Here is a 24,749-nt window from a genome sequence, read left to right on the forward strand (position 1 = left end):
CCAAATCATTCCTAGCGTTTGTATATGTCGCGTCCATCTTTAAACTAACTCAATAATGAGTTTTCAGACACATCCTAGATTTGGTTGAACTATTTTCTTTCCTTCGTCAGCGGCAAATGTCGGAGAAATTGAAGTAGCTAAAGACAGCGTAAGAGAAAGTGCAGCAACAAACCCCTCTTGCATATTTTTGGATGATATAGAATATATTTTATATATTAAAGGAGATCTGATGGAAAAAACGTAGAAATATGTAAAATTATGAAGTTTTTATATTCTGAACATTATTTCTTTAATTGATTTAATGGATGAATTCATTTAATTAATGAATGCGTTACTCTCTTTAGCTGCATAATCTAGGCGTCGGCCGCCCGGTCGGCGCTTTTTGCGGTAGACAGACAAAGGTGGCTGAATAGGGAGTTTTCCAAAATATCCAAAAATATGTTGCCATGCCCCACTATGATTCTATAAAATTTTTTTAGACGGAAGTTCATTCGAGCGTGTACAGACAGGAGTGTGTGACGATGGACGAGATTCGCCCTGTTTCTCGAAACGATATTGACGAGGTAGTCAGAATAGCCGCCATGGCCTATCCGGGAAGCAACCTCCTGGGGACGGAAAGCAGACAGCAGTTCGCAGAACGCGTCAAAAGCACGCTGGAAAATGACCCGAATGTCAGCTATCACGGGTGCTATCGGGATGGTCGGCTCGTAGGGATCATGAAGTGGTACGACCTTTCCATGTATGTGTACGGCATCCCGCTGCTGACGGGGGGAATCGGTACGGTGGCCGTGGACCTGCTGCACAAAAAGGAAAAGGTCGCAAAAGCGATGCTGCATGGATTCCTCTCGGCTTATCGGGAGCGGGGGATTCCGCTCGTCTCGCTCTATCCGTTTCGTGTCGATTTTTACAAGCAGATGGGCTTTGGCGCAGGCAGCAAAATCTATCAATACAAATTCAAGCCGGCGAGCCTGCCCTATACAGGCAAGGAACAGATCGTGTACTTAAAAAAAGAAGACAAGGAGCAGGTGCTGGCCTGCTACCAGCGCGTTGCCCGGCAGACGCACGGGATGATCCGGCGGACGGAGCGGGATATCGACAGCCTCTTGAACGTGCCGGAAAAAGTCGTGGTCGGCGTCCAGAAAGAAGGCAAGCTGACAGGCTATATCGCCTTCCAATTTGAAAGCGCTCACGCGGAAAACAAGATTTACAACAACCTCGTGGTCAAGGAGCTTTTGTACGAGTCGCGCGAATCGCTGGCCCAGCTCCTTTCGTTCCTGCACAGTCAGGCAGACCAAATCCAGCGGATCGTCTTGACGACGCCTGACGAAGATTTTCACCTGCTCTTGTCTGACCCGGGAAATGGCACCGACAGGCTTTTGCCCGGCGTCTACCATGAGAGCCATGTCTCGGGAGTCGGGCTGATGTACCGGGTGATTGACGTGCCGGGCTTTTTCCGCCAGCTCGCCGAGCATCGCTTTGGCGCAGAGACAATAAGCTTGCGCCTGACCGTGCGCGATTCGTTCCTGCCGGAAAACGAAGGGACGTGGCTGGTGCAGTTCCAGCACGGACAGGCTCATGTCGCCCGCGATGGACAAGCCGACGTGTCGGTCGAACTGGACATTTCCGATTTCTCCTCGCTCGTGATGGGGGTTGTCCGTTTCAGCAAGTTGTACGAGTACGGAATGGTCGAGCTGGACGATACAGCTTTCTTGCCGCAGTTGGATCGGCTCTTTTCCTCCGCGCAGAAGCCGCAGAGTATGACCGCTTTTTAATTTTGGAATTGTCATTATTTTGCCACGAATGGTAATCTTATTTTGCTCCTCCCCATATCTTGGTAACAAATGGGGAGGGGGCGGAACTTATGATTTATTTTACCATGGTCATCTTTTTTGCTTTTTTGCTGGTTGTCTGGTTTGTGATAAAGCTCCTCTTTCGATTGGAAAAGCGCGACTCGATTGAGTATGACCAAAGAGAGCTGTGGGAACAATTTGGCACAAAGTTGCAGGAAATACGGCACAAGAAGCAGAAAAAATAAGCGAGGCGTCAGCTATAACGACGCTTGTTTTTCTTTTGCGGCATAAGCGCTTCCAGTCGATGGCGACGCTTGCGAATAAGCGGCAGAGGCAAGCTGGTGCCGGACGCGTAAAAGCGCTTCACTTGACTGTTTGGCCGAAGTACAATGTAAAGGAAGATGGGGACAATGGCAGGTAGACCAGAGGGCAATCGACGCGAACATTTCAGACTGAAGCTGGAGTATCCCCTCTGTGCGGACATGACTATTGTCCTGGTAAAAGGAAGAACCATGGAAATTGGTAGTTCGAAGGTATTGGTTCAGGATATCGGGGCAAGAGGATTGTGTTTTTTGTCTCACCTCAAAATGCCTGCCAGCGATCAGCTCGTCCTGCAGTTTGAGATGAAGCTGTGCGCAGTCCCGCTGAAAATATACGGACATGTGGTGCGCTCCCGCTTGTGGGAGCAGGCGTTTTATGAATATGGGGTTTTTTTCACGATGGACGAAATCCGGCATCTGGAGGTCAGTCGATTGGTGAACCGGCTGGCGATTCGCTATCGGCAAAATCGGGGAATAACAGAGGGAAACTATTGGAAGGGTGATCGGCAAGCCTTCCTGCGAGAGCTTGCCCTCGTCAGCCAGACTTTGGAGACGATAAAAGCATAGCGGAGGCGATAGACAAAAAGCTCCCTTGTTTGCGCAGTTGCGCGGCATGGAGCTTTTTTCTTTTGACATAAAACAAACATAGTGTTAAATTGCCTATAATAAAACAAACGAATTGAGGATGTGTTTGATTTGAACGTGATGGAACAGTTTTGGAACGCATCTTTGCAGGAAGCCAAGCAAGGGTTTGTGGAGCGGACGCACGATTACTTGTGCCTGCTGTGTGGGGAGCAAGTGGAAAAAGGCATCATTTACCCGGTCGACGGCGCCCTGTTCGAAGCGTCTCGCTATATGCGCCACCATATCGAGCAAGAGCATGAATCGGTGTTTGCCCATCTGAGCGGGCTGGACAAACGGCTGAGCGGGCTTTCCGACCATCAGGCAAGCCTGCTGCGTCTGTTTTTTGCCGGCAAGTCAGACGCCGAGGTGCAGGCGGAGCTGGGCATTGGCAGCGCTTCTACGATCCGCAACCATCGCTTTGCGCTAAAGGAAAAGGAGCGGCAGGCAAAAGTGTTTTTGACGCTGATGGAGCTGCTGCGCGAAGCGGATCAGGACGGCCCGCCTGCTGCCGCGAAAAAGGGGAAGCCGCAAAAGCAGGAGGAAGTCCAGGTGGAGTCCGGCTCTGCCGAGTATGAAGCGATTTTGCAAAAATATTTTCCGCAGGGGCGAAGCCATGCTCTGGACCGGATTCCGCGCAAGCACAAGCACAGGCTCGTCGTTTGCCGCGAAGTCGCCAAGCACTTTGCGCCGGACAAAATTTACAGCGAGCAGGAAGTCAATGACATTTTGCAAGCTGTCTGCGCCGATTACGTCACGCTGCGGCGGTATTTGATCGATTACGGCTTTTTGACCAGAGAGGCAGATGGCAGTGCCTACTGGCGCACGGATCAGGACAGCGGCGAAGAGGCGCAGGAGGAGAAGTCTGCGAATCGCAAGCAAGCGCTCAAGCAGATGTACAAAGAAGTCAAAAGCGAAGCGGGAGTCTACCAGATTCGCAACAAGGTGAACGGCAAAATTTTGGTGGCGAGCAGCGCGAACTTAAAAACGATCAACGGGAAAAAATTCATGCTGCAGCACGGCTCGCATCCGAATCGCGAACTGCAAAAGGAATGGAACGAGCTGGGGGCGGACGCGTTCGAGTTCGAGGTGCTGGAAGTGCTGAAGCACCAGGACGACCCGAATGTAGATGTCAAGGATGCTTTGGAAAAACTGGAAGAAAAATGGGTGGAGAAGCTCGCTCCGTACAACGAGCGCGGCTACCATCAGGAAAAGCGGATGTAGTGGGGCCGATCAGCAGCAGGCTGCCTTTTTGCGGGCGGCCTGTTTGCCGTTTAGTCGTCCAGCAGGCGAAAGCGCTCCAGATGGTCGCAAAGCCCTGTCCGCTGCAAAATCTCTTTTTGTCTGGGCCCGATCAGGTCAAAGTGGGGAAACGGCTGGCGATGGTGGATATAGGCGGGGTTCAGCCCGTTCGCTGTGCACCAGTCCGCCAGCTTTTGCGTGTCGGCACAGCCTACCTTCGTCACCGTCTTTATCCCGGGAAAACGCGGGTCCAGCCAGTAATGAGTCAAAAAAGCGATTTCCCCGCGCAGTACGGCCTGTTTCCATTGGTGCAACTCGGCGCGTGAAATGCCAAATGCCACGAAGGCTCCTCCTCTTCTTTTCCAGCCGGCTCGCCAACTGGTCGTTCCCCCTATTATAACAAAAAGACAGCTTCTGTCCGGCGCGAGACGGAAGCTGTCTTTTTGGGTTTGCAACCAAAGCTTAGCGCACTCCTGGCGGGAGGGAAGGAGGAATGTAGTTCAGTTCTTCATCTGCCGTGATGTAGTCAGTATTGACCATGAGCAGCAAGTAGCGCTTGCCTGTTTGCGGGTCGCTGAGGATGATGTGGTCGCGCCCGGCTGTCTCCAGCACGCCGCGGAAAATTTTGGCGTTCCATTGGCTGTTGTTTTCAAACGTTTGGTAAACCGTAATCACTTTGCCGCGATTCATGCGCAAAATGTTTTCGATGTACGATTCTTCCATGACTTGCCCAGGCGTGTAAGGCGTGCCGGGGATCAGCGCGCCGCTTGGCTGCATAGGAACCAATTGCGGCTGCTGTTGCTGCATCCCGTAGGGAAACTGGGTGGAAGGATACATGTCATACCCGTATGGATAAGGTTGGTAGGGGATTTGCTGACTCATGATGAACTCGCTCCTTTATCTATCTGCTAGTAAACGCGCGGACAATCCTCTCGTGAGGGAACGTAGAAGCAGTGCGCCTTGTAACGCCCGGAATTCGCCTGATTCCACCAGGTAGGGGGGCAGTTTCCGGTCGGGCGGTAAAACCAAAGCGCATTGGTGGCGGGACGGGTTCACTCCCCGTTAATTGTGCGCTGGGCCAAACGTCTTTCCCGATCGCGGGCGCGCTGGTAAAAGTACGGTTTTTGGACGGCTTCATACCCGCCGGGAGATTGGTACACCATATCGCGCATCGTCCGAATGTTTTTAAAATCGAGGCAGTTGGCGAGAATGCGGTTCACGCCGACGTTGCCGACCATGAGCATGCCCAGCTCGCCTTCTCCTTCGGCTTCAGCGCGGATCAATCGGGCAAGCATATCGACGTCATTACTGTTCGCTTTGATGACGGCCATTGCTTCACCTCCTCCTAAAACTCACAATGACAATATATGGGCGTATAACAGATCGGTGAATGTTCCTACGAATTTTTTCGCAGCAAGGAAGCTTCCGTTGACGTTAACGTAAACGGGAGGTAAAATATGGTTAGTCAATTATTTCTGAATATTTAAAAAAGTGTCGTGAAGGAGCAGGCGTACATGAACAGAGAAGCCGACGAAAAGCGAACATCATGGTCGATCTCTGATCTTGCCCAAGAATTGGATGTCAGCACGAGAACGATCCGCTACTACGAGGAAGTCGGCTTGATTTTGCCGGCGCGAACGGAGCGGGGAATCAGGTACTACAGCCGCCAGGACCGGGCCAGGCTGCGCTTGATTTTGCGGGGAAAGCGCTTCGGGTTCTCCCTGGAGCAAATTCGCGAGATGATCGAGCTGTTTGGCGAGGACCGCAGCGGACGCGCCCAGCTTTTGCGCGCGATTGAGTACGGCAACCAGAAGCTCGCGGAGATTGATGAAAAAATCAGGGAGCTGGGCCAACTGAGGGAAGACATTCTCGCCTACAAGCAAGGATTCGAACAAAAACTGCTGGAAGAACATGGGGAGGGAAAACGATGAACGTATCAGCTTTGCTTGCTGCCAACGGACGCAAATATCCCGACAAGCCTGCGCTTGTTGCGGGAGAGGTGGAAGTTACTTTTTCCGAGTGGAACGAGATCGCAAGCAGGTGGGCTTACCGCTTGAGACAGCAAGGGGTCGAGCCGGGCGATCGCGTCGTGATGATGCTGCCGAACTGCCCGGAGTTTGCTTTCTTTTACATAGCCGTCATTCACTGCCACGCGCTTGTCGTGCCGATCAATGCGCGGTCGACGAAGGAAGAGGTGCGCTATATTTGCGAGCACGCACAGGCAAAAGCGCTGATCGTTCACGAAGCTCTCGTCCATGCCGTCAATGAGTGGATCGAAGAGGAGCCAGGGCTGATCGCGATCAAGACGGGGAACAGCCAGGGAGCGTGGGTAGGGACCGCGGCCTGGGAGACGGAAGAAGACGTCCTGACGCGGCTGGATGAATTTGCGATCAACCCGGACGCTCCCGACCTGACGGAAGACAGCGAAGTCAGCATTTTGTACACGTCAGGCACGACCGGGCGGCCAAAAGGTGTGCTCTATACGCACAGAAGCTTGCTGACCGTCGCCAAGATGATGGCGATCGAGCTGTCGATCCAGCATCGTTCGCGGATTCTCCAGCTCATGCCGCTCAGCCATTCCGCACCGCTGCATCTGTTCTTCATCTCGGGGCTGATGGTGGGAGCGACGCAGGTGATGGCGCTCACCTTTTCTCCGGAGCTGCTTTTGTCGCTCGTGCAAAAACACCGGATTACGCATTTCTTCGGGGCGCCAGTTGCGTACTTGCTGACGATGAAGCATCCCGAGTTTGCCAAGTACGATTTGTCGTCGATCGAATATTGGATGTACGGCGGCGCTCCTTTGTCCAAGGAAATGGCTACGCAGATGGAGCAGGCATACGGGCGGGACAAACTGGCGTGCGTCTACGGCCTGACCGAAGCCGGGCCTACTGGCACGCGCTTGCTGCATCGCGAGCACCCGGACAAGGTGGGCAGTGTCGGGAACCGCGGCGTTTTGTTTGCCGAAGTGGAAGTCGTGGATGAAAACGGCCTTCCCGTCCCGGCGGGTACCCCCGGCGAAGTGCGCGTGCGCGGCGAAGGCTCGATGAAGGGCTACTATAACACCCCCGAAGCGACCATAGAGACGCTGCGCGACGGCTGGATTTACACGGGGGACATCGGGCGCTTCGACGAGGACGGCTTCCTGTGGATCATCGACCGGAAAAAAGACGTCATGATTACGGGCGGGATCAATGTTTACCCGAAGGAAATTGAACAACTGCTGGAGCGCCATCCGGCGATTGCCGAAGTGGCCGTCGTAGGCTTGCCGCATCCGGAGTGGGGCGAGACGGTGACCGCCTATCTGGTGCTGCGCCCGGACGTGGACGCGAACCGCGATTGGCTGGCGGAGGTGCGCGGCTTTTTGAGCGGCCATCTCGCCGATTACAAGCTGCCGCGGCAGGTGGCAGTCATTCCTCAGTTGCCGAGAAATACGAGCGGAAAAGTGCTCAAGCACGTCTTGCGCGATTCGACCTCGGAAAAGGAAGTGGAGCTGACATGAGCGAGCTGCAAGCGAAAATCGACCAGCGCCGGTACAGTGACAACATCCCTCATCCGCGCCCGGGCAGCGAGCAAAACTTTTTCGCCGCCGATCCAAATCTTCATTATTTGCTCCAACGCTATTTGCCTGCCGCCATGCACGAGTGGGCGACACAGCAACTGCATTGGCTGGGAGCACAAGCGGCGGGGCCATTGGAAGAGCGGGCCGCCTATACGGATCGGGAAGGCAAGCCGCGCCTGCGCAAATACAACCGGCTGGGCGAGGACGTCTCGGAGATCATCACGAACGAAGGCTACAAGGAAACGGTGGCGGACGTGTACGGAGCGGGGATTGTCAGCTATTTGTACCACGACATTCCGGAGCTTGGACGCAAGGCGCCCTACAGCTATTCGTTCTTGATGGGCTATCTCGTCAGCCAGACCGAGCCGGGCTTTTATTGCCCTGTCACGCTCACGATGTCGGCGGCGTACTTGATCGACCGCTACGGAAGCGACGCGCAGAAAAAGCAGTATCTCAGCGGACTGACCTCGCGGGATCGCACCCGGTTGTACGAGGGCGCGACCTGGCTGACGGAGCGCCAGGGCGGCTCGGATGTGGGAGCGAATCTCACGGTGGCGAAGCCCGTGGAGGGGCAGTCTGGCGTCTATCGGCTGACAGGCGAAAAGTTTTTCGCGAGCAATGCAGGGGCGATGGTCGCCACCGTGCTGGCGCGAATCGACGAGAGCAAGCCGGGCACAAAAGGGCTGGGACTGTTTCTCGTCCCGTGGCTCAAGCCGGATGGGACGCGCAATCAGATCGAGGTGCGGCGCCTGAAGGATAAGCTCGGCGTGAACGCGGTGCCGTCTGCCGAGATCCTGCTCCATGGAGCGGAAGGCTACTTGATCGGCCAGCCGGAAAACGGCTTCAAATACATGGCGGAGGCGCTTAACCTGTCGCGCATTTGCAACGCGGTGGCATCCATCGGCATTATGCGCCGGGCGCTGTACGAAGCGAAATATTACGCGAGCCAGCGCCGGGCATTCCAAAACCCGATCGACCAATATCCGATGGTCAGAGAGATGCTGGTCAGCCTGCTGCTCGATACGGAAGTGAGCACTGGCGCGGTGTTTGACATGATTGCCGTGTACGACCGCCTGCAGGATGGCTCGGGAAGCCGCGAAGACATGGCGCTCGCCCGGCTGCTGATTCCGCTGCTGAAATACCGGACCGGAGAGGAAGCTGTCGAGGCCGCCCATGCGGCGATCGAGATTCACGGCGGCAACGGTTTTATCGAAGAGTACGTTACGCCGCGCCTGCTGCGTGACGCCCAGGTTTTGACGGTCTGGGAGGGCACGTCCAACATCCTCGCCCTGGACATTTTGCGCGTCATGCAAAAAGAAAACAGCCATGTCGTGTTCGCCCGGCTGCTGCGCTCCCGTATCGAAGGCTGGCGTCACGCCTTTTCACAGCCGTTTGCCGAGCTATTGCAAGCAGAGCTTGCGGTTTTGGAGGAAAATATCGCCTATCTTTTCCGGCAGTCGCCTGATTATGTGACATATAAATTGAAGGCGCTCGCCGACCACATGATCGACCTGTACGCGCTCTCCTGCATCGTCAGCGAGGCCGAGGACCAGGTGGCCAAAGACAACAACGCGCGCAAATACGTGCTGGCAAAGCTGTATGCGCAAAAGCATTTGACGCCAAAAGCAAAGCGCGGCATTCAAGGCGACGAACTGCTGGACGTCCAGTTTTTCCGCGAGCTGCTGGACTGCGAGCCGATCCCGGTGGAAGCGCTCCAGCAGCAGACGGCCTTTGCTTCCGCTACCTGAAAAAAACAAGCGAAAAAACGCCCGGGCAGTTGCACATGGCACGCCCGGGCGTTTTTGGTTGTCACGACAGCTTTTCAGGCATAGCGTTTTCGGCGCTTGTTCCAGATGAACCAGCCGATCGCCACAAGCGCGGCGGCGCCCAGCAGAGTGACCTCCAAGTATTCATCCAGCAGCACTTTGGCATGCTTGCCGTACAGGTGAAACAAGGTTCCGATCAGAAAAAATTTCAAGCCCCGGCCGACGATGGCAAAGAGCATGAGCTTTGTCAGCGAGTAGTTGAACACGCCGCTCAGCACGGTAAACACCTTGAACGGAATCGGAGTAAAAGCGCCGATCAGCACGGCAGCGTCCCCGTTTTTGGCGAATTTCTCGGTGGCGACCACGACCCATTTTTCCGGAAGCAGCTTTTGCAAAATCGGTTTGCCGAGCCATTTGCCGAGCAAAAAGCCGATCGGCGCGCCGAGAATCGAGGCGGTAAAGGCCACGGTCGCAAAGCGGAGCGCTGAACCGGGGTCGAGCAGACTCATCGCAATTTGCATAAAAAAGGGAGGAATCGGACTGATGAACGAATCCAAAAATGCCATGCCAAAGAGTCCCCATATTCCATATTGCATGAACAGTTGTGTGATTTGATCGAGCATGAGCATCTCCTTAGGACGTTTCCTCTCGGGTTTCCATTATACAGGAAAAAATCGCATTTCAGTAGTTAGGATATGCCGCTTTGTCCAAACACAGACCGCCAATTGGCTGATCCAACAGTAGGGGATACGTTTTTCTACGCCGGGGGGTTACGTTTTCCTGGCGTCTTCTCGCTTTGGGGAGATTCGTCCTGCGCGATTCGGCCCGGAAGAAGAGGAGGCGGGTGGTAAAGAAGTCCCTCGCTTTTTCATTGACGATAGGAAATAATATCCATTAGTATAGAAAAGAAGGACATACAGTATTGGAGGAACCCATGAAGACATTGGGATCGGGGAAAGTCGTTTTTTATGCGCCGGATGGAACCAGCTTGCAGTTGACGGGAGAAATTGACGTGCGCGGAGATCGGGTAGCCGTGACGGAAATCATTTACTTTAACGGCCAGCCGAATGGCGCGCGCGAAACCAATCTGCCGCTTTCGCAAACCGTCATTTATTGGGAACCGGAAGTGTATGAGCAGATCGGATATGAATGATACCTATAGCAACAGAAACGGACAGCCCTGCTTTTGGCGGGGCTGTTTTTCGTCGTACCATCGTCGCGCCCTGTTTGTGCCAGCACCCCGAACTATAGCCGTTATGTCCCGATTGTGATATCATGTGGAATGGAATTTACGTAAGGTACGAGGAGTGATCCTTATGATCGATGCTATATTGGAACGTGCCCTTGCCGGGGAACGACTGGGCCTGGAAGACGGCCTCGCTCTGTTTGCCAGCAATGAAATTGAGAAGATCGGACACTACGCCAATCTGGTGATGCAAAAGCACCACCCAGAGCCCATTGCCACGTTTGTCATCAGCCGAAATGTGAACTACACGAACATTTGCGATACGTATTGCCGCTTTTGCGCCTTTTACCGTCGTCCCGGTTCAAGCGAAGGCTATGTATTGCCCAGAGAGACTATTTTCCAAAAGATTCAGGAGACAATTGACGTCGGCGGCACGGAAATCTTGATGCAGGGCGGGACCAACCCGGATCTGAAGATCGACTATTTCACCGACCTGCTGCGCGCGATCAAGCAGCGCTTCCCGCAAATTACGATGCACTCCTTGTCGGTAGCGGAAGTGATTAAAATCGCGGAAGTTTCCAACATGACGGTCGAAGACGTGCTCAAGGAACTGAAGGCCGCAGGGCTGGATTCGTTGCCGGGAGCGGGCGGCGAAATTCTCGACGACCGTACCCGCCGCAAAATTTCCCGCCTGAAAGGCTCGTGGAAAGAGTGGATCGACACGCAAAAAGCTGCTCACCGCATCGGCTTGCCAGGTACGGCGACGATGGTCATCGGCTTCGGCGAGGAAATGGAAGAGCGCGTGCTATCCCTGATGCGCATTCGCGAAGCACAGGACGAGACGCACGGCTTCAAGGCGTTTATCGTCTGGACGTTCCAGCCGGACAACACGAACATGAAAGCCGTGAACAACACGCCGGAGGAATACCTCAAGACGCTGGCGATCAGCCGACTGATGCTGGACAACTTCGAAAATCTCCAGGCTTCCTGGGTGACGATGGGTCCAGAGTACGGCCAGCTTTCCCTTTCCTACGGGGCAAACGATTTCGGTCAGACGATGATGGAAGAAAACGTCGTCTCGGCAGCCGCATGTACCTACAAGGTGAACACCAACCAGATTCTCGAACTGATCCGCGGCGCAGGCAAAATCCCGGCGCAGCGCAACACCCAGTACGACATCTTGCGCGTGTTCAAGGACGGCGAGATGGCGGAAAGAGATTTTGTGATGCAAAACTAAATGAAAAAACGTTCAGCAACACGCTGCCAGATCGTCTTTTCGCAAGAGCGGAACAGACGATCTGGCAGCGTGTTTTTCTATCCCCACGAGCAACTTCCAATCCCCGGTTTCCAATCGTTTAAAAGTATATCGCCCATAAAGGGACATATACTGTAACTACAATTGCGGTTGGGGGGATGAAAATGCAAACGTTTCGCGTCTTGCTGGAGAATGTCCCTGAGCATAGTGGCACGTATCGCGTTATCGTAAATGAGATGATGGAGCGGGTCAATACTGCCCCGGTGCGCATTACATACAAGGAGCAGGAACAGGACGACTACTGCACGTTCCTTTTTCAAAGCTGGTGCGAAGAGGAATACGATGCGCAGACGATAGAGTGGGCGAGAGCTTTTGTGGCATTGACATTGGCGGAGTGGGTGACGCAGGTCAAAGAGCCGGCGATCATGCAGGAAATGGCTGCCGATCTGTTGGCGGCGGAGCAGATGGAAGAAGAATGGCCGGAAATTTTTCCCTACATTGAGCGCATGTGCCGAGAGATCGAGCTGGACGGACGCGAACTGCTGGCCGCCACGACTCGAAAGGCAAACGTCTACCGCAAAGCCTTTTTATACTTGGAGCAGGAGCGAACTATCAACGTATTGGGGTTCGTCAGGTTCCGGCTGCAGGAGCATTGGAATGAACTGTTCGAGCTGGTCGAATCGGGAATCGACGAATATTTGGAAGACAAGCAATACCAGGAATTTGTCGAGCTTCTGCGCTATTTTATCGCCGTACAGGAAGTGAAACAGGAAGTGGTCCATGTTGTTCCTAGTGTGGACAAACCTTTCCATCTTTATGACAAAAAGGGAGACCGCCTTTGGCTGGAACAGCTCGATTCCGTGCTGAGCATGGACGAACAAAAATGCCGCGATGAAGATTACTTGGTCAGCGCGCTGGTTACACTGGCACCGGAGAGCATCGTTCTGCACATGGCCGGGGAGAAGCCGGGGCTTGTGCAAACGATCCGCAGCATTTTTGACAGCAGGCTCATCACCTGCCATTCCTGTTCGTTATGCCTTGGGCAAAGACGTGTACTTGACGGGAACAATCCGACTAAACTATAATTAGCAGCAACAAGAGTGAATATCGCTTACAAATACGATGAGAAGGACATGGACGATATCGAGATCGCTCTAGAGAGGCGGGCCTTGGCTGGAAGCTTGCTGCGAGACGATATGGATCTACCCCCTTCGAGTAGCAGCCGGGAACGAAGCGTACGCTTTTACTAACGGCTTGCCGGTTCCATACCGTTACCATGTCAATGAGGAGTTTGTTCGGGCATCCGTTTTGCACGGCCCGTTTTGTAAAAACAGACTTGAATTAGGGTGGTACCGCGAGAATACACTCGTCCCTTCTGGGATGGGTGTTTTTTATTTTCTCAAAAACAACAAACAGGAAGGAAGAATCCAAGGTGGCACAAATTAACGTAACGTTCCCGGATGGAGCAGTCCGTCAGTACGAAGCTGGGATCACCATCGAAGAGATCGCAGGCTCCATCAGCGCGAGCCTGAAGAAAAAAGCAGTAGCCGGCAAAAAAGACGGCAAAGTCGTGGATCTGTACACGCCGCTTGAGGATGACGCAGCAATTGAAATCGTGACCCTCGATTCGCCGGAAGGCTTGGAAGTTTACCGTCACAGTACCGCTCACTTGCTCGCCCAGGCAGTAAGACGCCTGTACGGCAGCGAAGTCAAATTCGGGATCGGTCCTGTGATCGAAGACGGCTTCTACTACGACATGGACATTCCGGTCTCGCTCTCGCCAGAAGACTTGGGCAAGATTGAGGCGGAAATGGAAAAAATCGTGAAGGAAGACTTGCCGATCCGCCGCAGAGTCGTCAGCCGCGACGAGGCGACAAGAATTTTCCAAAACCTCAACGACCATCTGAAGCTGGAACTGATCCGCGACTTGCCGGCGGATGCGACGATCACCCTGTACGAGCAGGGCGAATTTTTCGACCTCTGTCGCGGCCCGCACTTGCCGTCCACTGGCTACATCAAAGCGTTCAAGCTGATGAGCGTGGCAGGTGCATACTGGCGCGGAAAAGCGGAAAACCAGGTGCTGCAGCGCGTCTACGGTACCGCTTGGCCGAAAAAAGCGGATATGGACGAATATCTGCACTTCATCGAAGAGGCGAAAAAGCGCGACCACCGCAAACTGGGCAAAGAGCTGGAGCTGTTCATGTTCTCCGAGGAAGCGCCTGGCATGCCGTTCTACCTGCCAAACGGCTTCACTGTCCGCAACGAGCTGGAGCAGTTCTCCCGCCGCCTGCAACAGCTTGCCCAATACACAGAGGTGCGCTCGCCGTTCCTCATGAACGAGCGCCTCTGGAAAGAATCCGGTCACTGGGATCACTACAAGGAAAACATGTACTTCTCTGAAGTCGACAACGCGACTTACGCCTTGAAGCCGATGAACTGCCCAGGACACATGCTCATTTACAAAAACGCAATGCATTCCTACCGCGACTTGCCGATTCGCTATGCCGAGTTCGGCCAGGTTCACCGCCACGAATATTCCGGCGCGCTGAACGGCATGCTGCGGGTTCGCACCTTCTGCCAGGATGACGCACACGTATTCGTCCGCCCTGACCAGATCGAGAGCGAAATCAAAAACATGATTAAGCTGATCGACAAAATCTACAAAGTGTTCGGCTTTGAATACAGCGTAGCACTTTCGACTCGCCCGGAAGATTCCATGGGCTCCGACGAGCTGTGGGAAACAGCGGAAAGCTCCTTGAAAAAGGTGCTGGAGCAACTGGAAATGCCGTATGAAATCAAGGAAGGCGACGGTGCGTTCTACGGACCGAAGATCGACTTCCAAATTACCGACGCGCTGAAACGCCGTCACCAATGTGGAACCATCCAGCTCGACTTCCAAATGCCGGAGAAGTTCGACCTGACTTACGTGGGCCAAGACAACGAAAAGCATCGTCCGGTTGTCTTGCACCGTGCGATGTACGGCTCCATGGAGCGTTTCATCGGCATCCTGATCGAGCACTACGCAGGCGCATTCCCTGTCTGGTTGACTCCAATCCAGGCGCGCTTGATGAACATCAGCGAGGTGCACATTCCGTACGCCGAGCAAGTCAAAGAAAAGCTGCAACAAGCTGGCATCCGCGTAGAGCTGGATGCGCGCAACGAAAAAATCGGCTACAAAATCCGTGAAGCGCAAGTGCAAAAAATCCCGTACATGCTGGTTATCGGGGAAAAAGAAGTGACAGACGGCACTCTGTCTGTACGCAGACGCGGAGTAGGCGATGAAGGCGCCATGACCGTTGATGAGTTCGTGGAAAAAATCCGCGCCGAAATCAACGAAATGAAGTAAAGCAAAAAGGGCAGTTCTCACCCGAACGGTGGGAACGGCCCTTTTGTTTTTGGCGAAAACGGTGGCGACAACTGCTACAGCTCATTTTCCAGACGGGCAAGCAGTGTTACGACTTCATGGGACGCCCGTTGAAGCTGCTCGTACGCTTCCTGGGCGCCGGCGAGATCCTCGGCCTGGTATTTTTCCACTGCCTGCTTGGCGTAAAAATGTACTAATTTGTGCGGCTCCTCCAGCTTTTTGAATGTCGGGTTGTTGCGCACAAGCGGCGGCAAGTCGCTGTAGTACCACGTCCCCAGTCGGCAGTGATGGTGCGAGGCCATTTCTGCGGCGACCAGGTTTTCCAAACCAAGGAACATGTTGTAAATTTTCCATTTCCACAGCAAATGATCCGTTTTGGCCACGCGCACGATGTCTTTGTAGCTCAATTTGACATTGATCGTAAAGAACGTCTTGCGGTACTCATCCATTTTCCGGCTCAGTTCGAGAATGATTTGCGCGGTGTCTTTGGCGATTTGCTGCGAATGTGTGCTCAGGTCAAAAATCGTGGAGTTGCGGTGGGCGATATCCGTGACAGAAGAAGCCTGTTCCTCGGTCATGGCGGCAATTTGCGAGGTGGATTGGCTGATTTCCTGCATGGTGGACACAATCTTGTTCAGGGCGACATCGGCGAACTGGGCTTCCCCGACGCTGCGCTCCACCAGCTTGCTCGTGCTGTCCATCTGCTCCGTCACTCGCTTCGAAACTTGTTGCAGCGACTCCATGTTGTCTGTGATCCGGTTGATCTGTTCTTTTGTATGCTCGGCCAGCTTGCGCACCTCAGTGGCTACGACCGCAAAGCCGCGCCCTTGCTCTCCGGCCCGGGCGGCCTCGATACTGGCGTTCAGCGCGAGCAGGTTGGTCTGCTCGGCGATTTCCCGAATGATGCGGATGACGTCCTGTGTCTGATGAATCTCCTGATTGAGCTGGTTTACCCTGCTCATGACCTCGACAAAGACGTGGCCCACCTGGCGGATGTCGCCGAGAGCGGCATTGATGATCTGTTTGCTCTGTTCAGCGGATTGCACCGCTTCGTCTGTCCCTTCTGCGACTTTGACCGCGTGGTTGGCGACTTCCTGAATCGAGGCGCTCATTTCTTCCGTTGCGGCGGTGACGCTGTGGCTTTCCTCGATCTGCTCGTCCATTCCCGAGATAAGCTGCTTCGTCGTGTCGAGCTGGGTCATATGGTTGAGCATGCCGGAGATGCCGAACAAAAACGATTTGAACGTCTCTTCCATATACACTTCCACAATCAGTTGCTGATCGAATGCTGCCAATTTTTGCACAGCGGTGACCATTTTCATCATCTGATGCGGCTGATTGCTCCATTTTTCCATCAAAATCGTGGTCATGATCTGAATCAGCAGATGGTGTGCAGAAATAAAATGATCGGCTGTCAGATGAATGCGGCTGTGAACTTGCCCGATGACAATTCTCGTTTTCACGTACTCATGGTTGACTTCTGCTGTGAGAAACTGCTCCAGGTGGACCTCCAAAGTTTTTTTCAACCGCTCCAGGCTGGAGTTGTCGAGGATGATCTTCTGGAGGTGGGGAACGTTAGTGATCGACTGGTAAAACTTGGATACGATCTCTGCTTTAAAGGGGTAAAGCGTGGTAGCAGCCTCTTTGACGTGCGCCAATGTATCCTGATCCACGCCCAAAAAAGACAGGCGCTCTTTCACGCGTTCGCCCACTTCGGTAATGTCAGTTGCGTGGGAAGCTTTCACATACTCATTCCATGGCTTTGCTTTCTTTGCAAAAAATTGCATGCAGACCTCCGAATTTTACATTTTATTGATTTACTCAAAAATTGAGAAAGAGGGGGCGATTGCCATTGCTGCAGCTTGCCGTTTCTGAGCAGTGGACAAGGCCTTTGTTCTGGGATAAAATAAACCGACCCTACAACGAAAATAGGGTCGGTTGCACTACTCGCTCCCAGCCATTCAAGTGCCCACATACAAACGGCTGATCTTCGCTTTCCTTATTGAAGGGGAATATATAGAGCATAATATATAGTCATATTATCCTATGTTTATACAAAAGGGAATAGTCAAAAAAACGGTTTGCACATTGGCGTGCACCGGGTCATTTTTCCGATTTTCATCGGCTTGCGACCGCTTTTGCAACAGCGAAAAGTGCAGGAACAGGAGCCGTTCGCAGGCGGAATATGGTACGCTAATAAAAAGCCGGAATCGCATGTTGGACATCAATACGAGACAAACTGGAGATAGAGTGGCATGCCAGGCTCAGCCAGGAAAAGGAGGGTGACCACCAGTGCTAGAGCAGATGCAAGTACGTGACACACGAAAGCGTCCTCTCCGTGATCTGCGCATTTCCGTGACAGACAAATGCAATTTTCGTTGCCGGTACTGTATGCCGGCTGAAATTTTCGGGCCGGAGTTTGAATTTTTGCCGCAGCACAAACTGCTGTCATTTGAAGAAATTACCCGCTTGACCCAAATATTCACAGCGCTCGGCGTGCGGAAAATCCGGATTACGGGCGGAGAACCGCTCGTGCGCAGGGATTTGCCTGAATTAATACGAATGATTCGAAAAATAGAGGACGTTCACGATATCGCCATGACGACCAATGGCTCGCTGCTCGCCCGCCATGCCCAGGCTTTGAAGGAAGCCGGGCTTGATCGCGTCACCGTCAGCCTCGACAGCCTGGACAACGAGCGGTTTGGCATGTTAAACGGCAGAGGCTATCCGGTGGATGCCGTGCTCGACGGGATTCGCGCGGCGGCGGAAGCGGGACTCGGGGTGAAAATCAACATGGTCGTCCAGCGCGGTGTCAACGACCAGGACATTTTGCCGATGGCCCGTTATTTCCGCGAGCAAGGCCATACGCTGCGCTTCATTGAGTTCATGGACGTAGGCAACAGCAACGGCTGGAAGCTCGATCAGGTCGTGCCTTCCAGCGAAATCGTCCGGATGATCGACGCAGAAATGCCGCTCGTCCCGGTCGAGGCGAACTACTTCGGCGAGGTCGCTTCGCGCTACCGCTACGAGGGGAGCGATCAGGAGATTGGGCTGATCTCGTCGGTGACACAAGCCTTTTGCTCTACCTGTACGCGGGCGCGGCTGTCGGCAGAGGGGAAAATGTACAACTGCCTGTTCGCCTCCGCCGGCTATGACTTGCGCGAGCCGCTGCGCAGCGGGCGAAGCGACGAAGAAATCCAGGAGCAGATTCGCGCGATCTGGGAAAAGCGCGACGAGCGCTATTCGGAAGAACGGCTGGACGAAACGCCGGGGCTGCAAAAGCGTCCGAAGGTGGAAATGTCCCACATCGGAGGATAAAAAGCGATAAGCCTTGACAAAGACAACTCTACCTTGTATTATAAGTTGCGTGTATAAACACTTCATACTTCGAGAACAAGCAGAGGCGCCCAGCTTCTCACCTGGGTCGACGTCCGACACGACTGTTGACAGGTAACTCTTATGCAAAGATCCTTGGATCTGATGAAATTGCTTAGGTGAGATATGTGCGGGCGCAGATGCGTTCGCACATTTTTGTTCCTTCTCGAAATTGACGGAGGTGGCAAGTATTAGCAAGGATCAAATGTTAATCAACGAAGCGATCCGTGCCCGTGAAGTCCGTTTGATCGGCGCTGACGGGAGCCAATTGGGAGTCGTACCCTTCAGGGAAGCGTTGCGCATTGCCCAGGAAGCCGAACTGGATCTGGTAAACGTTGCTCCGACAGCCAAACCGCCTGTATGCCGTATCATGGACTACGGAAAGTTCAAGTACGAGCAGGCGAAAAAGGAGAAAGAAGCACGGAAAAACCAGAAGATCATCGAGCTGAAAGAAGTGCGTTTTTCTTCTAACATCGAAGAACACGATTTTCAAACCAAGCTTCGCAACGTCCGCAAGTTCTTGGAGGATCACCACAAGGTGAAGTGTACGATCCGTTTCCGTGGACGTGAAATCACCCACTCCGAAATCGGGCTTGGCGTTATGGAGCGTGTAGCTGCTCAGTGTGAAGATCTCGCTACGCCTGAGCGTAAACCGAAGATCGAGGGCCGCAGCATGATTATGATTCTGGCTCCGAAAGCGGAAAAGTAAGATAGTAGTTTAGACAGGAGGACTTTTCAGATGCCTAAAATGAAAACCAACAAGGCTGCTGCAAAACGTTTCAAAAAGACTGGAAGCGGCCAATTGAAGCGCGACCGCGCATTTGGTAACCACATGTTCGCCAACAAAACGACTAAGCAAAAGCGCCACCTGCGCAAAGCTGCACTCGTTTCCAAAGGCGATCAAAAACGCATGGAGCAAATGCTCACTTACCTGTAAGTTTTCGCATCATTACACACATTACGCAGCATGAGCTCCCTAAGCGCCTAGCAGTAGGCCGCCATGCTGGAAAGACCAGGAGGAGTTTAGTATGCCAAGAGTAAAAGGTGGCATTGTTACACGCCGTCGTCATAAGAAAATCCTGAAGCTGGCGAAAGGATACTTCGGTTCCAAACATCGCCTGTTTAAATCCGCTAATGCGCAAGTAATGAAATCCCTGCTTTATGCATACCGCGACCGTCGTCAAAAGAAACGCGACTTCCGCAAACTGTGGATCACCCGTATCAACGCGCAAGCTCGCCTGAACGGTCTGTCCTACAGCCGTCTGATGCACGGCCTGAAAGTGGCTGGCATCGAAGTGAACCGCAAAATGCTGGCTGACCTGGCTGTGAACGACAAAGCTGCGTTCAACGAACTGGCAGCAGTTGCAAAAGGCAAACTGAACGCGTAAGCACATACGCAAAAAGCAAAGCCGATCTTTCCTGGTGGGGAAGGTCGGCTTTTTTTGCTTGTCGGAGAGGCTCTCCCCTATGAATGAACATCCGAAAAGCGCAAGGGCAGCAAGGAAACGCCATCGTTTTTTTAAAGAAAATGGACAACGGGCGTAGAGGCGGCTCCGTCTCAGGTTGGAGCAAAAAACAATCTCCCGTCCGTGTCGAGAGGATGGCTCCCTGCCGTACAATAAAAAGCGTCAAAGGAAAACATTGGATAGGAGAGAGTAGAGATGAAAAAACAAAAGTGGATGGTAATGATGGGTGCAACTGCGGTGATCTGTTCGGCGCTGTTCGTTCCGGGAGCGTTCGCCAAAGAAAAGGATGATGCCTACGTAGCACCCGTCGTCTTCATCACAGGAGCACCGGCGGCACAAAATGTAGACCAGGCGAATCTCAACACGATTCCGACAGGCAGTTCGTTTATTTTCCCGGCAGCAAACAGTGACTCTGACAAAAAATAAGAGGGAGCAATCCGCGAGGAGCGATCGGGCTACAGGTCTGGTCGCTCTTTTCGATTCTTTCGGTGCCGTCGCGGCAGTTTTGTCAGCAGGACGAATCGCCACTTCCTGCCTCCCGACATATGATGGTGGGGGAATCCTAGCAGGAAAGGAGTTTCGCTGATGAACAATCGCCAGAGGATGGCGGACGAAGAGCTGCAAGTGTGGGCGTACCGGATGGAAGCCAAATCCCCGCAGGATGTGCTTGTTCTGGCGGTGGAACACTTCGCAGGCAACCTCGTCCTCGCCTCAAGCTTCGGTGCCGAGGATGTCGTGCTGATCGACATGCTGCACAAACTGGCCCCGACGATACCTGTTTTTTATCTCGATACGAACAAACATTTTCCCGAGACGTACGAGACGCGCGACAAGCTGGAGGAGCGGTACCAGACGAAATTTATCCAGGTGCTGCCCCAGATGACTCTGGCTGAGCAGGAGAAGAGCCACGGAGACAAATTGTGGGAGACAGACCCGAATCTGTGCTGCCAAATCCGCAAAGTAGAGCCTTTGACACGGGTGCTGTCCGGCTACGACGCCTGGATTACCGGCATTCGCCGCGATCAGGCGCCTACCCGCGCCAATGCGAAAAAAGTGGAATGGGACGATAAATTCAAGCTGGTGAAGTTCAACCCGCTCGCGGACTGGACGATGGACCAGGTGTGGGCATATATACACGCGAACGATGTCCCCTACAACCCTTTGCACGACCGCAATTATCCAAGTATTGGCTGCAGTGTTTGCACCCGGCCTGTCCAGTCAGGGCAGGACCCGCGCGCGGGCCGCTGGGCCGGCTTTGACAAGACCGAATGCGGCCTGCACAAGTAAGGGAACAAAAGGGAGGACACGCTATGCATACGATCTCGCCACACGGTGGGACGCTGATTGAACGGCTGGAAAGTCAGCCGGAAGCGATAACCAGAGCCGCTGGCAAAAAAGCAATCGTGGTCGATCAATGGACGTTGTCTGACATAGACTGCCTCGCCATTGGCGCCTTTTCCCCGCTGACAGGCTTTCTTTGCGAGGACGACTACCATTCCGTCGTGGAGCGGATGCGGCTCGCAGACGGGACGGTTTGGCCGCTGCCCGTGACGCTGGCAGTCGATGCGGCCGAGCACGCGGACATCGAGCCGGGGGATGCGGTATGGCTGCGCGGCGAAGATGGCGAAGACTACGCCATACTCCAGGTGCAAAGCCTCTACCAGCCCGATAAAGCCCGGGAGGCAAGACAAGTGTTTCGGACAGCGGACCGGGCGCATCCGGGAGTGAAAAAGCTGATGGAAAAACCGGGGCTGTACGTGGGCGGTCCGGTGCATGTGCTCAAGCGGCCGCAGCCCGAGCGGTTTGCCGAATATTATTTGACGCCGCGCGAGACGAGAGAGCTTTTTTCCCAAAACGGCTGGAAGAGCGTCGTCGGCTTCCAGACGCGCAATCCCGTCCACCGGGCGCACGAATATATCCAAAAGGCGGCAATGGAAATCGTCGACGGGCTTTTTCTCAACCCGCTGATGGGGGAAACCAAGTCAGATGACATCCCCGCGCAAGTGCGGATGAAAAGCTACCTCGCCCTGCTGGAAAACTACTACCCGAAAGAGCGCGTGCTGCTCGCGGCCTTCCCGGCGGCGATGCGCTACGCAGGTCCGAGAGAAGCGGTATTCCACGCGCTCGTCCGCAAAAACTACGGCTGCACGCACTTCATCGTAGGCCGCGATCACGCGGGCGTGGGCGATTACTACGGGACATACGACGCGCAGCACATCTTCTCTGCATTTGCGCCAGAGGAGCTGGGCATCCAGTTGCTGTTTTATGAGCACAGCTTTTATTGCACAGCCTGCCAAGGAATGGCGACGGCCAAGACGTGCCCACACGCTGCAAGCGAGCATCTGACGCTGTCCGGGACAAAAGTGCGCGCGCTTTTGCGCAGCGGCCAGACCCCGCCGCCGGAATTTACCCGTCCCGAGGTGGCGCAAATTTTGATCGAGGGACTTCGCGACAATCTGTAAAACAAGTTTACGAACAAAAGGGAAGGGCGGGCATTGCCGGTCCGTTTCCTTGCCCGAGAAAGGGGACAAGCCGAAAGAAAATGTATCCGCTTTCACGCAAAAACCGCGCCGTTCCGGCATTTTCTACTGAGCATTCGTTCGGACGAAAGTATAGTAAAATCTTTTTGTTTTCGTTGACACCCCCAAAGTGCCTAGCTATAATCAGACGTAACACTTTATTTTCTGACAACAACAATATTAGAAATATTGTTATAATAGCAGGCTATGACGAGGATGGTGCGCGTCTCCCCTTTTACAGAGAGCCCTGGTTGCTGAGAACGGGCATAGGGTACGCTGCATTGCTCACCTCTGAGCTGTTTTGCTGAAATTTGCCTCGTGCAAAAAGTAGGGAAAACCGACTGACACCCGTTAGCGTGTTACAGTCCGCATTTGCTGTGACTGGCTGAGATCGGCTGACCGCGAGGCGCCGATAAAGTTGGGTGGTACCGCGAACCCTTTCGCCCCAAAAGACATGGAAACCGAACCGTGTCGGGGCGAAAGGGTTTTTCTATGTGTCCATAGGTATTTTTTATAGCTGCTTTAAGAAGTGGGAGGAGGAGAGGAAAATGAGTGTTGAAATGGCCGAATTGCAGAAAAAGAACGGCATTCCACCGATTCAGTTCGGGGAGGAAGTGACAGGAGCAGAAACGCTTCTGCGCTGTCTGATCCTGGAGGAAGTCGAATACATTTTCGGCTACCCAGGCGGAGCGGTGCTCCCGATCTACGATTCCTTGTACGGGAGCTACTTCAAGCACATCCTGACTCGCCATGAGCAGGGCGCGATCCACGCAGCAGACGGATACGCCCGCGCTACTGGCAAACCGGGCGTATGCATCGCCACTTCCGGTCCGGGGGCGACCAACCTCGTAACCGGAATTGCGACAGCCCAGATGGACTCGGTTCCGCTGGTGTGCATCACCGGAAACGTAGCCCAGTCGCTGATCGGAACCGACGCGTTCCAGGAAGCGAACATTACCGGAATCACCATCCCGATTACGAAGCACAGCTACTTCGTCCGCGATGTCCGCGAGCTTCCGCGCATCGTGAAGGAAGCGTTCCACATCGCTTCTACAGGTCGTCCGGGCCCGGTCCTCATCGACATTCCAAAAGATGTGGCCAACGCGAAGGCGCCGTTCACTTATCCCGACAAGGTCGAGATTCGCGGCTACCGCGACACGCTCGTGCCGACAGACGAAGAGGTGCAGACATTTGTTGACGCGATTGGCGAAGCGAAGCGCCCGGTCATTTTGGCAGGCGGCGGCATCATCGCCGCAAAAGCCGAAGCAGAGCTGCTCGCTTTTGCGGAGAAGACGCGCATCCCGGTTATCAACACGTTCATGGGGCTGGGCGGTTTCCCGGGCACGCACGAATTGGCGCTCGCCATGCCGGGCATGCACGGCAGCTACACAGCCAACCAGGCGTTGCTCAATGCGGACTGTGTCATCGGCCTCGGCGCTCGCTTCGATGACCGGATCACGATGGGACGCACCAAGGAGTTTGCTCCGAAAGCCCGCATCGTCCACGTCGACATCGACCCTGCCGAGCTGGGGAAAAACGTCGAGACAGCCGTCACTGTGGCAGGCGATGTGAAAAGCACCCTGGCCAAAGCGATTCCGGTTGCCCGCAAATGCGATTCCGAGGCGTGGATCAGCCAGTTGAAGGAATGGCAGGCACAGTATCCGTACAAGTACAAAAAAGACGGCGACGTACTGAAGCCGCAAGCGGTCATTGAGCTTCTGTACAGCTCCACAGATGGGGAAGCGATCGTCACGACAGACGTTGGACAGCACCAGATGTGGACAGCACAATACTACAAGTTCAAGCACCCGCGCTCCTTTATCTCTTCCGGCGGCCTCGGCACGATGGGCTTTGGCTTCCCGGCAGCGATTGGCGCACAGATCGCGCACCCGGATCGCACGGTAATCGCCGTAGTGGGCGACGGCGGCTTCCAGATGACCAACCAGGAGCTGGCGATCGTCTCCCAGTACAACATTCCGGTGAAGGTCGCGATTGTGAACAACCAGTGCCTGGGGATGGTTCGCCAATGGCAGGAGCTGTTCTACGACAATCGCTACAGCCAGATCGACCTGACGTGCAGCCCGGATTTCGTCAAGCTGGCGGAAGCGTACGGCGTCAAAGGCTTGCGGGCCACCACTCCGCAAGAGGCAGAAGCCGTTTGGGCCGAAGCGCTGCGCCATGATGGGCCAGTCGTCGTGGACTTCCGCGTCGCGCAGGAAGAAAACGTGTATCCGATGGTAGCGTCGGGCGACACATTAGATCAGATGGAATTGGGGGACGACTAGG

The 24,749-nt window shown here is 54.1% G+C and carries 22 protein-coding genes, 1 pseudogene, 1 riboswitch and 1 other annotated feature; of the genes and pseudogenes, 18 read left to right on the plus strand and 5 right to left on the minus strand.

The annotated features are described in order from the left end of the window. Nucleotides 1-521 precede the first annotated feature (521 nt). From AC3WQH_RS05750 to AC3WQH_RS05760, 3 genes are all read left to right on the plus strand, one after another. Entirely contained in the window at nt 522-1,772 is a 1,251-nt protein-coding gene (locus tag AC3WQH_RS05750) for a GNAT family N-acetyltransferase (protein ID WP_005836153.1), read from the plus strand. A 428-nt stretch (nt 1,773-2,200) separates the two neighbouring features. Beyond that, on the plus strand, nt 2,201-2,677 hold the full coding sequence (locus AC3WQH_RS05755) for a PilZ domain-containing protein (protein ID WP_007776518.1): 477 nt from the start codon (nt 2,201-2,203) through the stop codon (nt 2,675-2,677). Between the two features lie 129 nt (nt 2,678-2,806). Further along, nucleotides 2,807-3,955 carry a DUF2087 domain-containing protein gene (locus tag AC3WQH_RS05760; RefSeq protein ID WP_005836149.1) on the plus strand — a complete coding sequence of 383 codons (1,149 nt, stop codon included), beginning with the start codon at nt 2,807-2,809 and terminating at the stop codon, nt 3,953-3,955. 50 nt (nt 3,956-4,005) lie between these two features. On the opposite strand, the gene AC3WQH_RS05765 is transcribed toward AC3WQH_RS05760, so the two are convergent. The 3 genes and pseudogenes from AC3WQH_RS05765 to AC3WQH_RS05775 form a co-directional block, all read right to left on the minus strand. Next, on the minus strand, nt 4,006-4,314 hold the full coding sequence (locus AC3WQH_RS05765) for a hypothetical protein (protein WP_310670035.1): 309 nt from the start codon (nt 4,312-4,314) through the stop codon (nt 4,006-4,008). 121 nt (nt 4,315-4,435) lie between these two features. Further along, nucleotides 4,436-4,855: a spore coat protein GerQ gene (gene gerQ / locus AC3WQH_RS05770; RefSeq protein WP_007776523.1), complete on the minus strand. Its 420-nt coding sequence runs from the start codon at nt 4,853-4,855 to the stop codon at nt 4,436-4,438. A 26-nt stretch (nt 4,856-4,881) separates the two neighbouring features. Continuing rightward, nucleotides 4,882-5,304 (minus strand): annotated as a pseudogene (locus AC3WQH_RS05775) (cell wall hydrolase). Nucleotides 5,305-5,487: 183 nt separating this feature from the next. Between AC3WQH_RS05775 and AC3WQH_RS05780 the strand changes: the two are divergent. From AC3WQH_RS05780 to AC3WQH_RS05790, 3 genes are read left to right on the plus strand one after another with little or no spacing between them, the layout of a single operon-like run. After that, nucleotides 5,488-5,904, plus strand: a complete 417-nt coding sequence (locus tag AC3WQH_RS05780; RefSeq protein WP_005836143.1) for a MerR family transcriptional regulator — start codon at nt 5,488-5,490, stop codon at nt 5,902-5,904. Then, nucleotides 5,901-7,472: a class I adenylate-forming enzyme family protein gene (locus AC3WQH_RS05785; protein ID WP_310670034.1), complete on the plus strand. Its 1,572-nt coding sequence runs from the start codon at nt 5,901-5,903 to the stop codon at nt 7,470-7,472. Before AC3WQH_RS05780 ends, AC3WQH_RS05785 begins: the two co-directional genes overlap by 4 nt. Next, nucleotides 7,469-9,280, plus strand: a complete 1,812-nt coding sequence (locus AC3WQH_RS05790) for an acyl-CoA dehydrogenase family protein (RefSeq protein ID WP_122953456.1) — start codon at nt 7,469-7,471, stop codon at nt 9,278-9,280. Before AC3WQH_RS05785 ends, AC3WQH_RS05790 begins: the two co-directional genes overlap by 4 nt. Nucleotides 9,281-9,354: 74 nt before the next feature. On the opposite strand, the gene AC3WQH_RS05795 is transcribed toward AC3WQH_RS05790, so the two are convergent. After that, nucleotides 9,355-9,921, minus strand: a complete 567-nt coding sequence (locus AC3WQH_RS05795) for a YqaA family protein (protein WP_005836138.1) — start codon at nt 9,919-9,921, stop codon at nt 9,355-9,357. A gap of 311 nt (nt 9,922-10,232) precedes the next feature. On the opposite strand from AC3WQH_RS05795, the gene AC3WQH_RS05800 reads away from it, so the two are divergent. From AC3WQH_RS05800 to thrS, 4 genes are all read left to right on the plus strand, one after another. Further along, nucleotides 10,233-10,451, plus strand: coding sequence for a hypothetical protein (locus tag AC3WQH_RS05800; RefSeq protein WP_005836136.1), 219 nt, complete (start codon nt 10,233-10,235; stop codon nt 10,449-10,451). Between the two features lie 163 nt (nt 10,452-10,614). Then, nucleotides 10,615-11,721 (plus strand): cyclic dehypoxanthinyl futalosine synthase, encoded by a 1,107-nt coding sequence (gene mqnC / locus AC3WQH_RS05805; protein WP_005836134.1) that lies wholly within the window; start codon nt 10,615-10,617, stop codon nt 11,719-11,721. Between the two features lie 182 nt (nt 11,722-11,903). Then, entirely contained in the window at nt 11,904-12,824 is a 921-nt protein-coding gene (ytxC, locus tag AC3WQH_RS05810; protein ID WP_007776531.1) for a putative sporulation protein YtxC, read from the plus strand. A 28-nt stretch (nt 12,825-12,852) separates the two neighbouring features. After that, nucleotides 12,853-13,116: a binding site (T-box leader), on the plus strand. A gap of 55 nt (nt 13,117-13,171) precedes the next feature. Further along, nucleotides 13,172-15,085 (plus strand): threonine--tRNA ligase, encoded by a 1,914-nt coding sequence (thrS, locus tag AC3WQH_RS05815; RefSeq protein WP_007776535.1) that lies wholly within the window; start codon nt 13,172-13,174, stop codon nt 15,083-15,085. Between the two features lie 74 nt (nt 15,086-15,159). Here the strand turns inward: thrS and AC3WQH_RS05820 are convergent, their stop codons facing one another. Further along, nucleotides 15,160-16,890: a methyl-accepting chemotaxis protein gene (locus AC3WQH_RS05820; protein ID WP_327953587.1), complete on the minus strand. Its 1,731-nt coding sequence runs from the start codon at nt 16,888-16,890 to the stop codon at nt 15,160-15,162. Nucleotides 16,891-17,026: 136 nt separating this feature from the next. Then, a riboswitch (cyclic di-GMP riboswitch) is annotated at nt 17,027-17,110 on the minus strand. A 297-nt stretch (nt 17,111-17,407) separates the two neighbouring features. Here AC3WQH_RS05820 and moaA point away from each other — a divergent pair. The 8 genes from moaA to ilvB all read left to right on the plus strand — a co-directional run bounded on the left by moaA (nt 17,408) and on the right by ilvB (nt 24,748). Continuing rightward, complete coding sequence (gene moaA / locus AC3WQH_RS05825) at nt 17,408-18,421, plus strand: GTP 3',8-cyclase MoaA (RefSeq protein WP_193373869.1); 1,014 nt, start codon at nt 17,408-17,410, stop codon at nt 18,419-18,421. A gap of 262 nt (nt 18,422-18,683) precedes the next feature. Next, on the plus strand, nt 18,684-19,187 hold the full coding sequence (gene infC / locus AC3WQH_RS05830) for a translation initiation factor IF-3 (RefSeq protein WP_005829338.1): 504 nt from the start codon (nt 18,684-18,686) through the stop codon (nt 19,185-19,187). Nucleotides 19,188-19,217: 30 nt separating this feature from the next. After that, complete coding sequence (rpmI, locus tag AC3WQH_RS05835) at nt 19,218-19,415, plus strand: 50S ribosomal protein L35 (protein WP_005829336.1); 198 nt, start codon at nt 19,218-19,220, stop codon at nt 19,413-19,415. Between the two features lie 91 nt (nt 19,416-19,506). Then, nucleotides 19,507-19,866 (plus strand): 50S ribosomal protein L20, encoded by a 360-nt coding sequence (gene rplT / locus AC3WQH_RS05840; RefSeq protein WP_005829335.1) that lies wholly within the window; start codon nt 19,507-19,509, stop codon nt 19,864-19,866. 273 nt (nt 19,867-20,139) lie between these two features. After that, on the plus strand, nt 20,140-20,370 hold the full coding sequence (locus tag AC3WQH_RS05845; RefSeq protein WP_025844160.1) for a hypothetical protein: 231 nt from the start codon (nt 20,140-20,142) through the stop codon (nt 20,368-20,370). Between the two features lie 159 nt (nt 20,371-20,529). Beyond that, complete coding sequence (locus AC3WQH_RS05850) at nt 20,530-21,231, plus strand: phosphoadenylyl-sulfate reductase (protein WP_283858922.1); 702 nt, start codon at nt 20,530-20,532, stop codon at nt 21,229-21,231. Between the two features lie 23 nt (nt 21,232-21,254). After that, the gene (sat, locus tag AC3WQH_RS05855; RefSeq protein ID WP_007776549.1) at nt 21,255-22,406 is read left to right on the plus strand and encodes a sulfate adenylyltransferase; all 1,152 of its coding nucleotides are present in this window, start codon (nt 21,255-21,257) and stop codon (nt 22,404-22,406) included. Nucleotides 22,407-23,011: 605 nt separating this feature from the next. Next, entirely contained in the window at nt 23,012-24,748 is a 1,737-nt protein-coding gene (gene ilvB / locus AC3WQH_RS05860; RefSeq protein ID WP_025844158.1) for a biosynthetic-type acetolactate synthase large subunit, read from the plus strand. Nucleotide 24,749: the final 1 nt, after the last annotated feature.

This window comes from Brevibacillus sp. FW301-21C12A (assembly GCF_058788915.1).

Bases quoted from the DNA above. Each gene is read 5' to 3' on its own strand.
- AC3WQH_RS05750 (WP_005836153.1), top strand. From the start codon at position 522: ATGGACGAGATTCGCCCTGTTTCTCGAAACGATATTGACGAGGTAGTC.
- AC3WQH_RS05755 (WP_007776518.1), top strand. From the start codon at position 2,201: ATGGCAGGTAGACCAGAGGGCAATCGACGCGAACATTTCAGACTGAAG.
- gerQ (WP_007776523.1), bottom strand. From the start codon at position 4,855: ATGAGTCAGCAAATCCCCTACCAACCTTATCCATACGGGTATGACATG.
- AC3WQH_RS05780 (WP_005836143.1), top strand. From the start codon at position 5,488: ATGAACAGAGAAGCCGACGAAAAGCGAACATCATGGTCGATCTCTGAT.
- AC3WQH_RS05785 (WP_310670034.1), top strand. From the start codon at position 5,901: ATGAACGTATCAGCTTTGCTTGCTGCCAACGGACGCAAATATCCCGAC.
- AC3WQH_RS05790 (WP_122953456.1), top strand. From the start codon at position 7,469: ATGAGCGAGCTGCAAGCGAAAATCGACCAGCGCCGGTACAGTGACAAC.
- AC3WQH_RS05795 (WP_005836138.1), bottom strand. From the start codon at position 9,921: ATGCTCGATCAAATCACACAACTGTTCATGCAATATGGAATATGGGGA.
- AC3WQH_RS05800 (WP_005836136.1), top strand. From the start codon at position 10,233: ATGAAGACATTGGGATCGGGGAAAGTCGTTTTTTATGCGCCGGATGGA.
- mqnC (WP_005836134.1), top strand. From the start codon at position 10,615: ATGATCGATGCTATATTGGAACGTGCCCTTGCCGGGGAACGACTGGGC.
- ytxC (WP_007776531.1), top strand. From the start codon at position 11,904: ATGCAAACGTTTCGCGTCTTGCTGGAGAATGTCCCTGAGCATAGTGGC.
- AC3WQH_RS05820 (WP_327953587.1), bottom strand. From the start codon at position 16,890: ATGCAATTTTTTGCAAAGAAAGCAAAGCCATGGAATGAGTATGTGAAA.
- moaA (WP_193373869.1), top strand. From the start codon at position 17,408: ATGCAAGTACGTGACACACGAAAGCGTCCTCTCCGTGATCTGCGCATT.
- infC (WP_005829338.1), top strand. From the start codon at position 18,684: ATGTTAATCAACGAAGCGATCCGTGCCCGTGAAGTCCGTTTGATCGGC.
- rpmI (WP_005829336.1), top strand. From the start codon at position 19,218: ATGCCTAAAATGAAAACCAACAAGGCTGCTGCAAAACGTTTCAAAAAG.
- rplT (WP_005829335.1), top strand. From the start codon at position 19,507: ATGCCAAGAGTAAAAGGTGGCATTGTTACACGCCGTCGTCATAAGAAA.
- AC3WQH_RS05845 (WP_025844160.1), top strand. From the start codon at position 20,140: ATGAAAAAACAAAAGTGGATGGTAATGATGGGTGCAACTGCGGTGATC.
- AC3WQH_RS05850 (WP_283858922.1), top strand. From the start codon at position 20,530: ATGAACAATCGCCAGAGGATGGCGGACGAAGAGCTGCAAGTGTGGGCG.
- sat (WP_007776549.1), top strand. From the start codon at position 21,255: ATGCATACGATCTCGCCACACGGTGGGACGCTGATTGAACGGCTGGAA.
- ilvB (WP_025844158.1), top strand. From the start codon at position 23,012: ATGAGTGTTGAAATGGCCGAATTGCAGAAAAAGAACGGCATTCCACCG.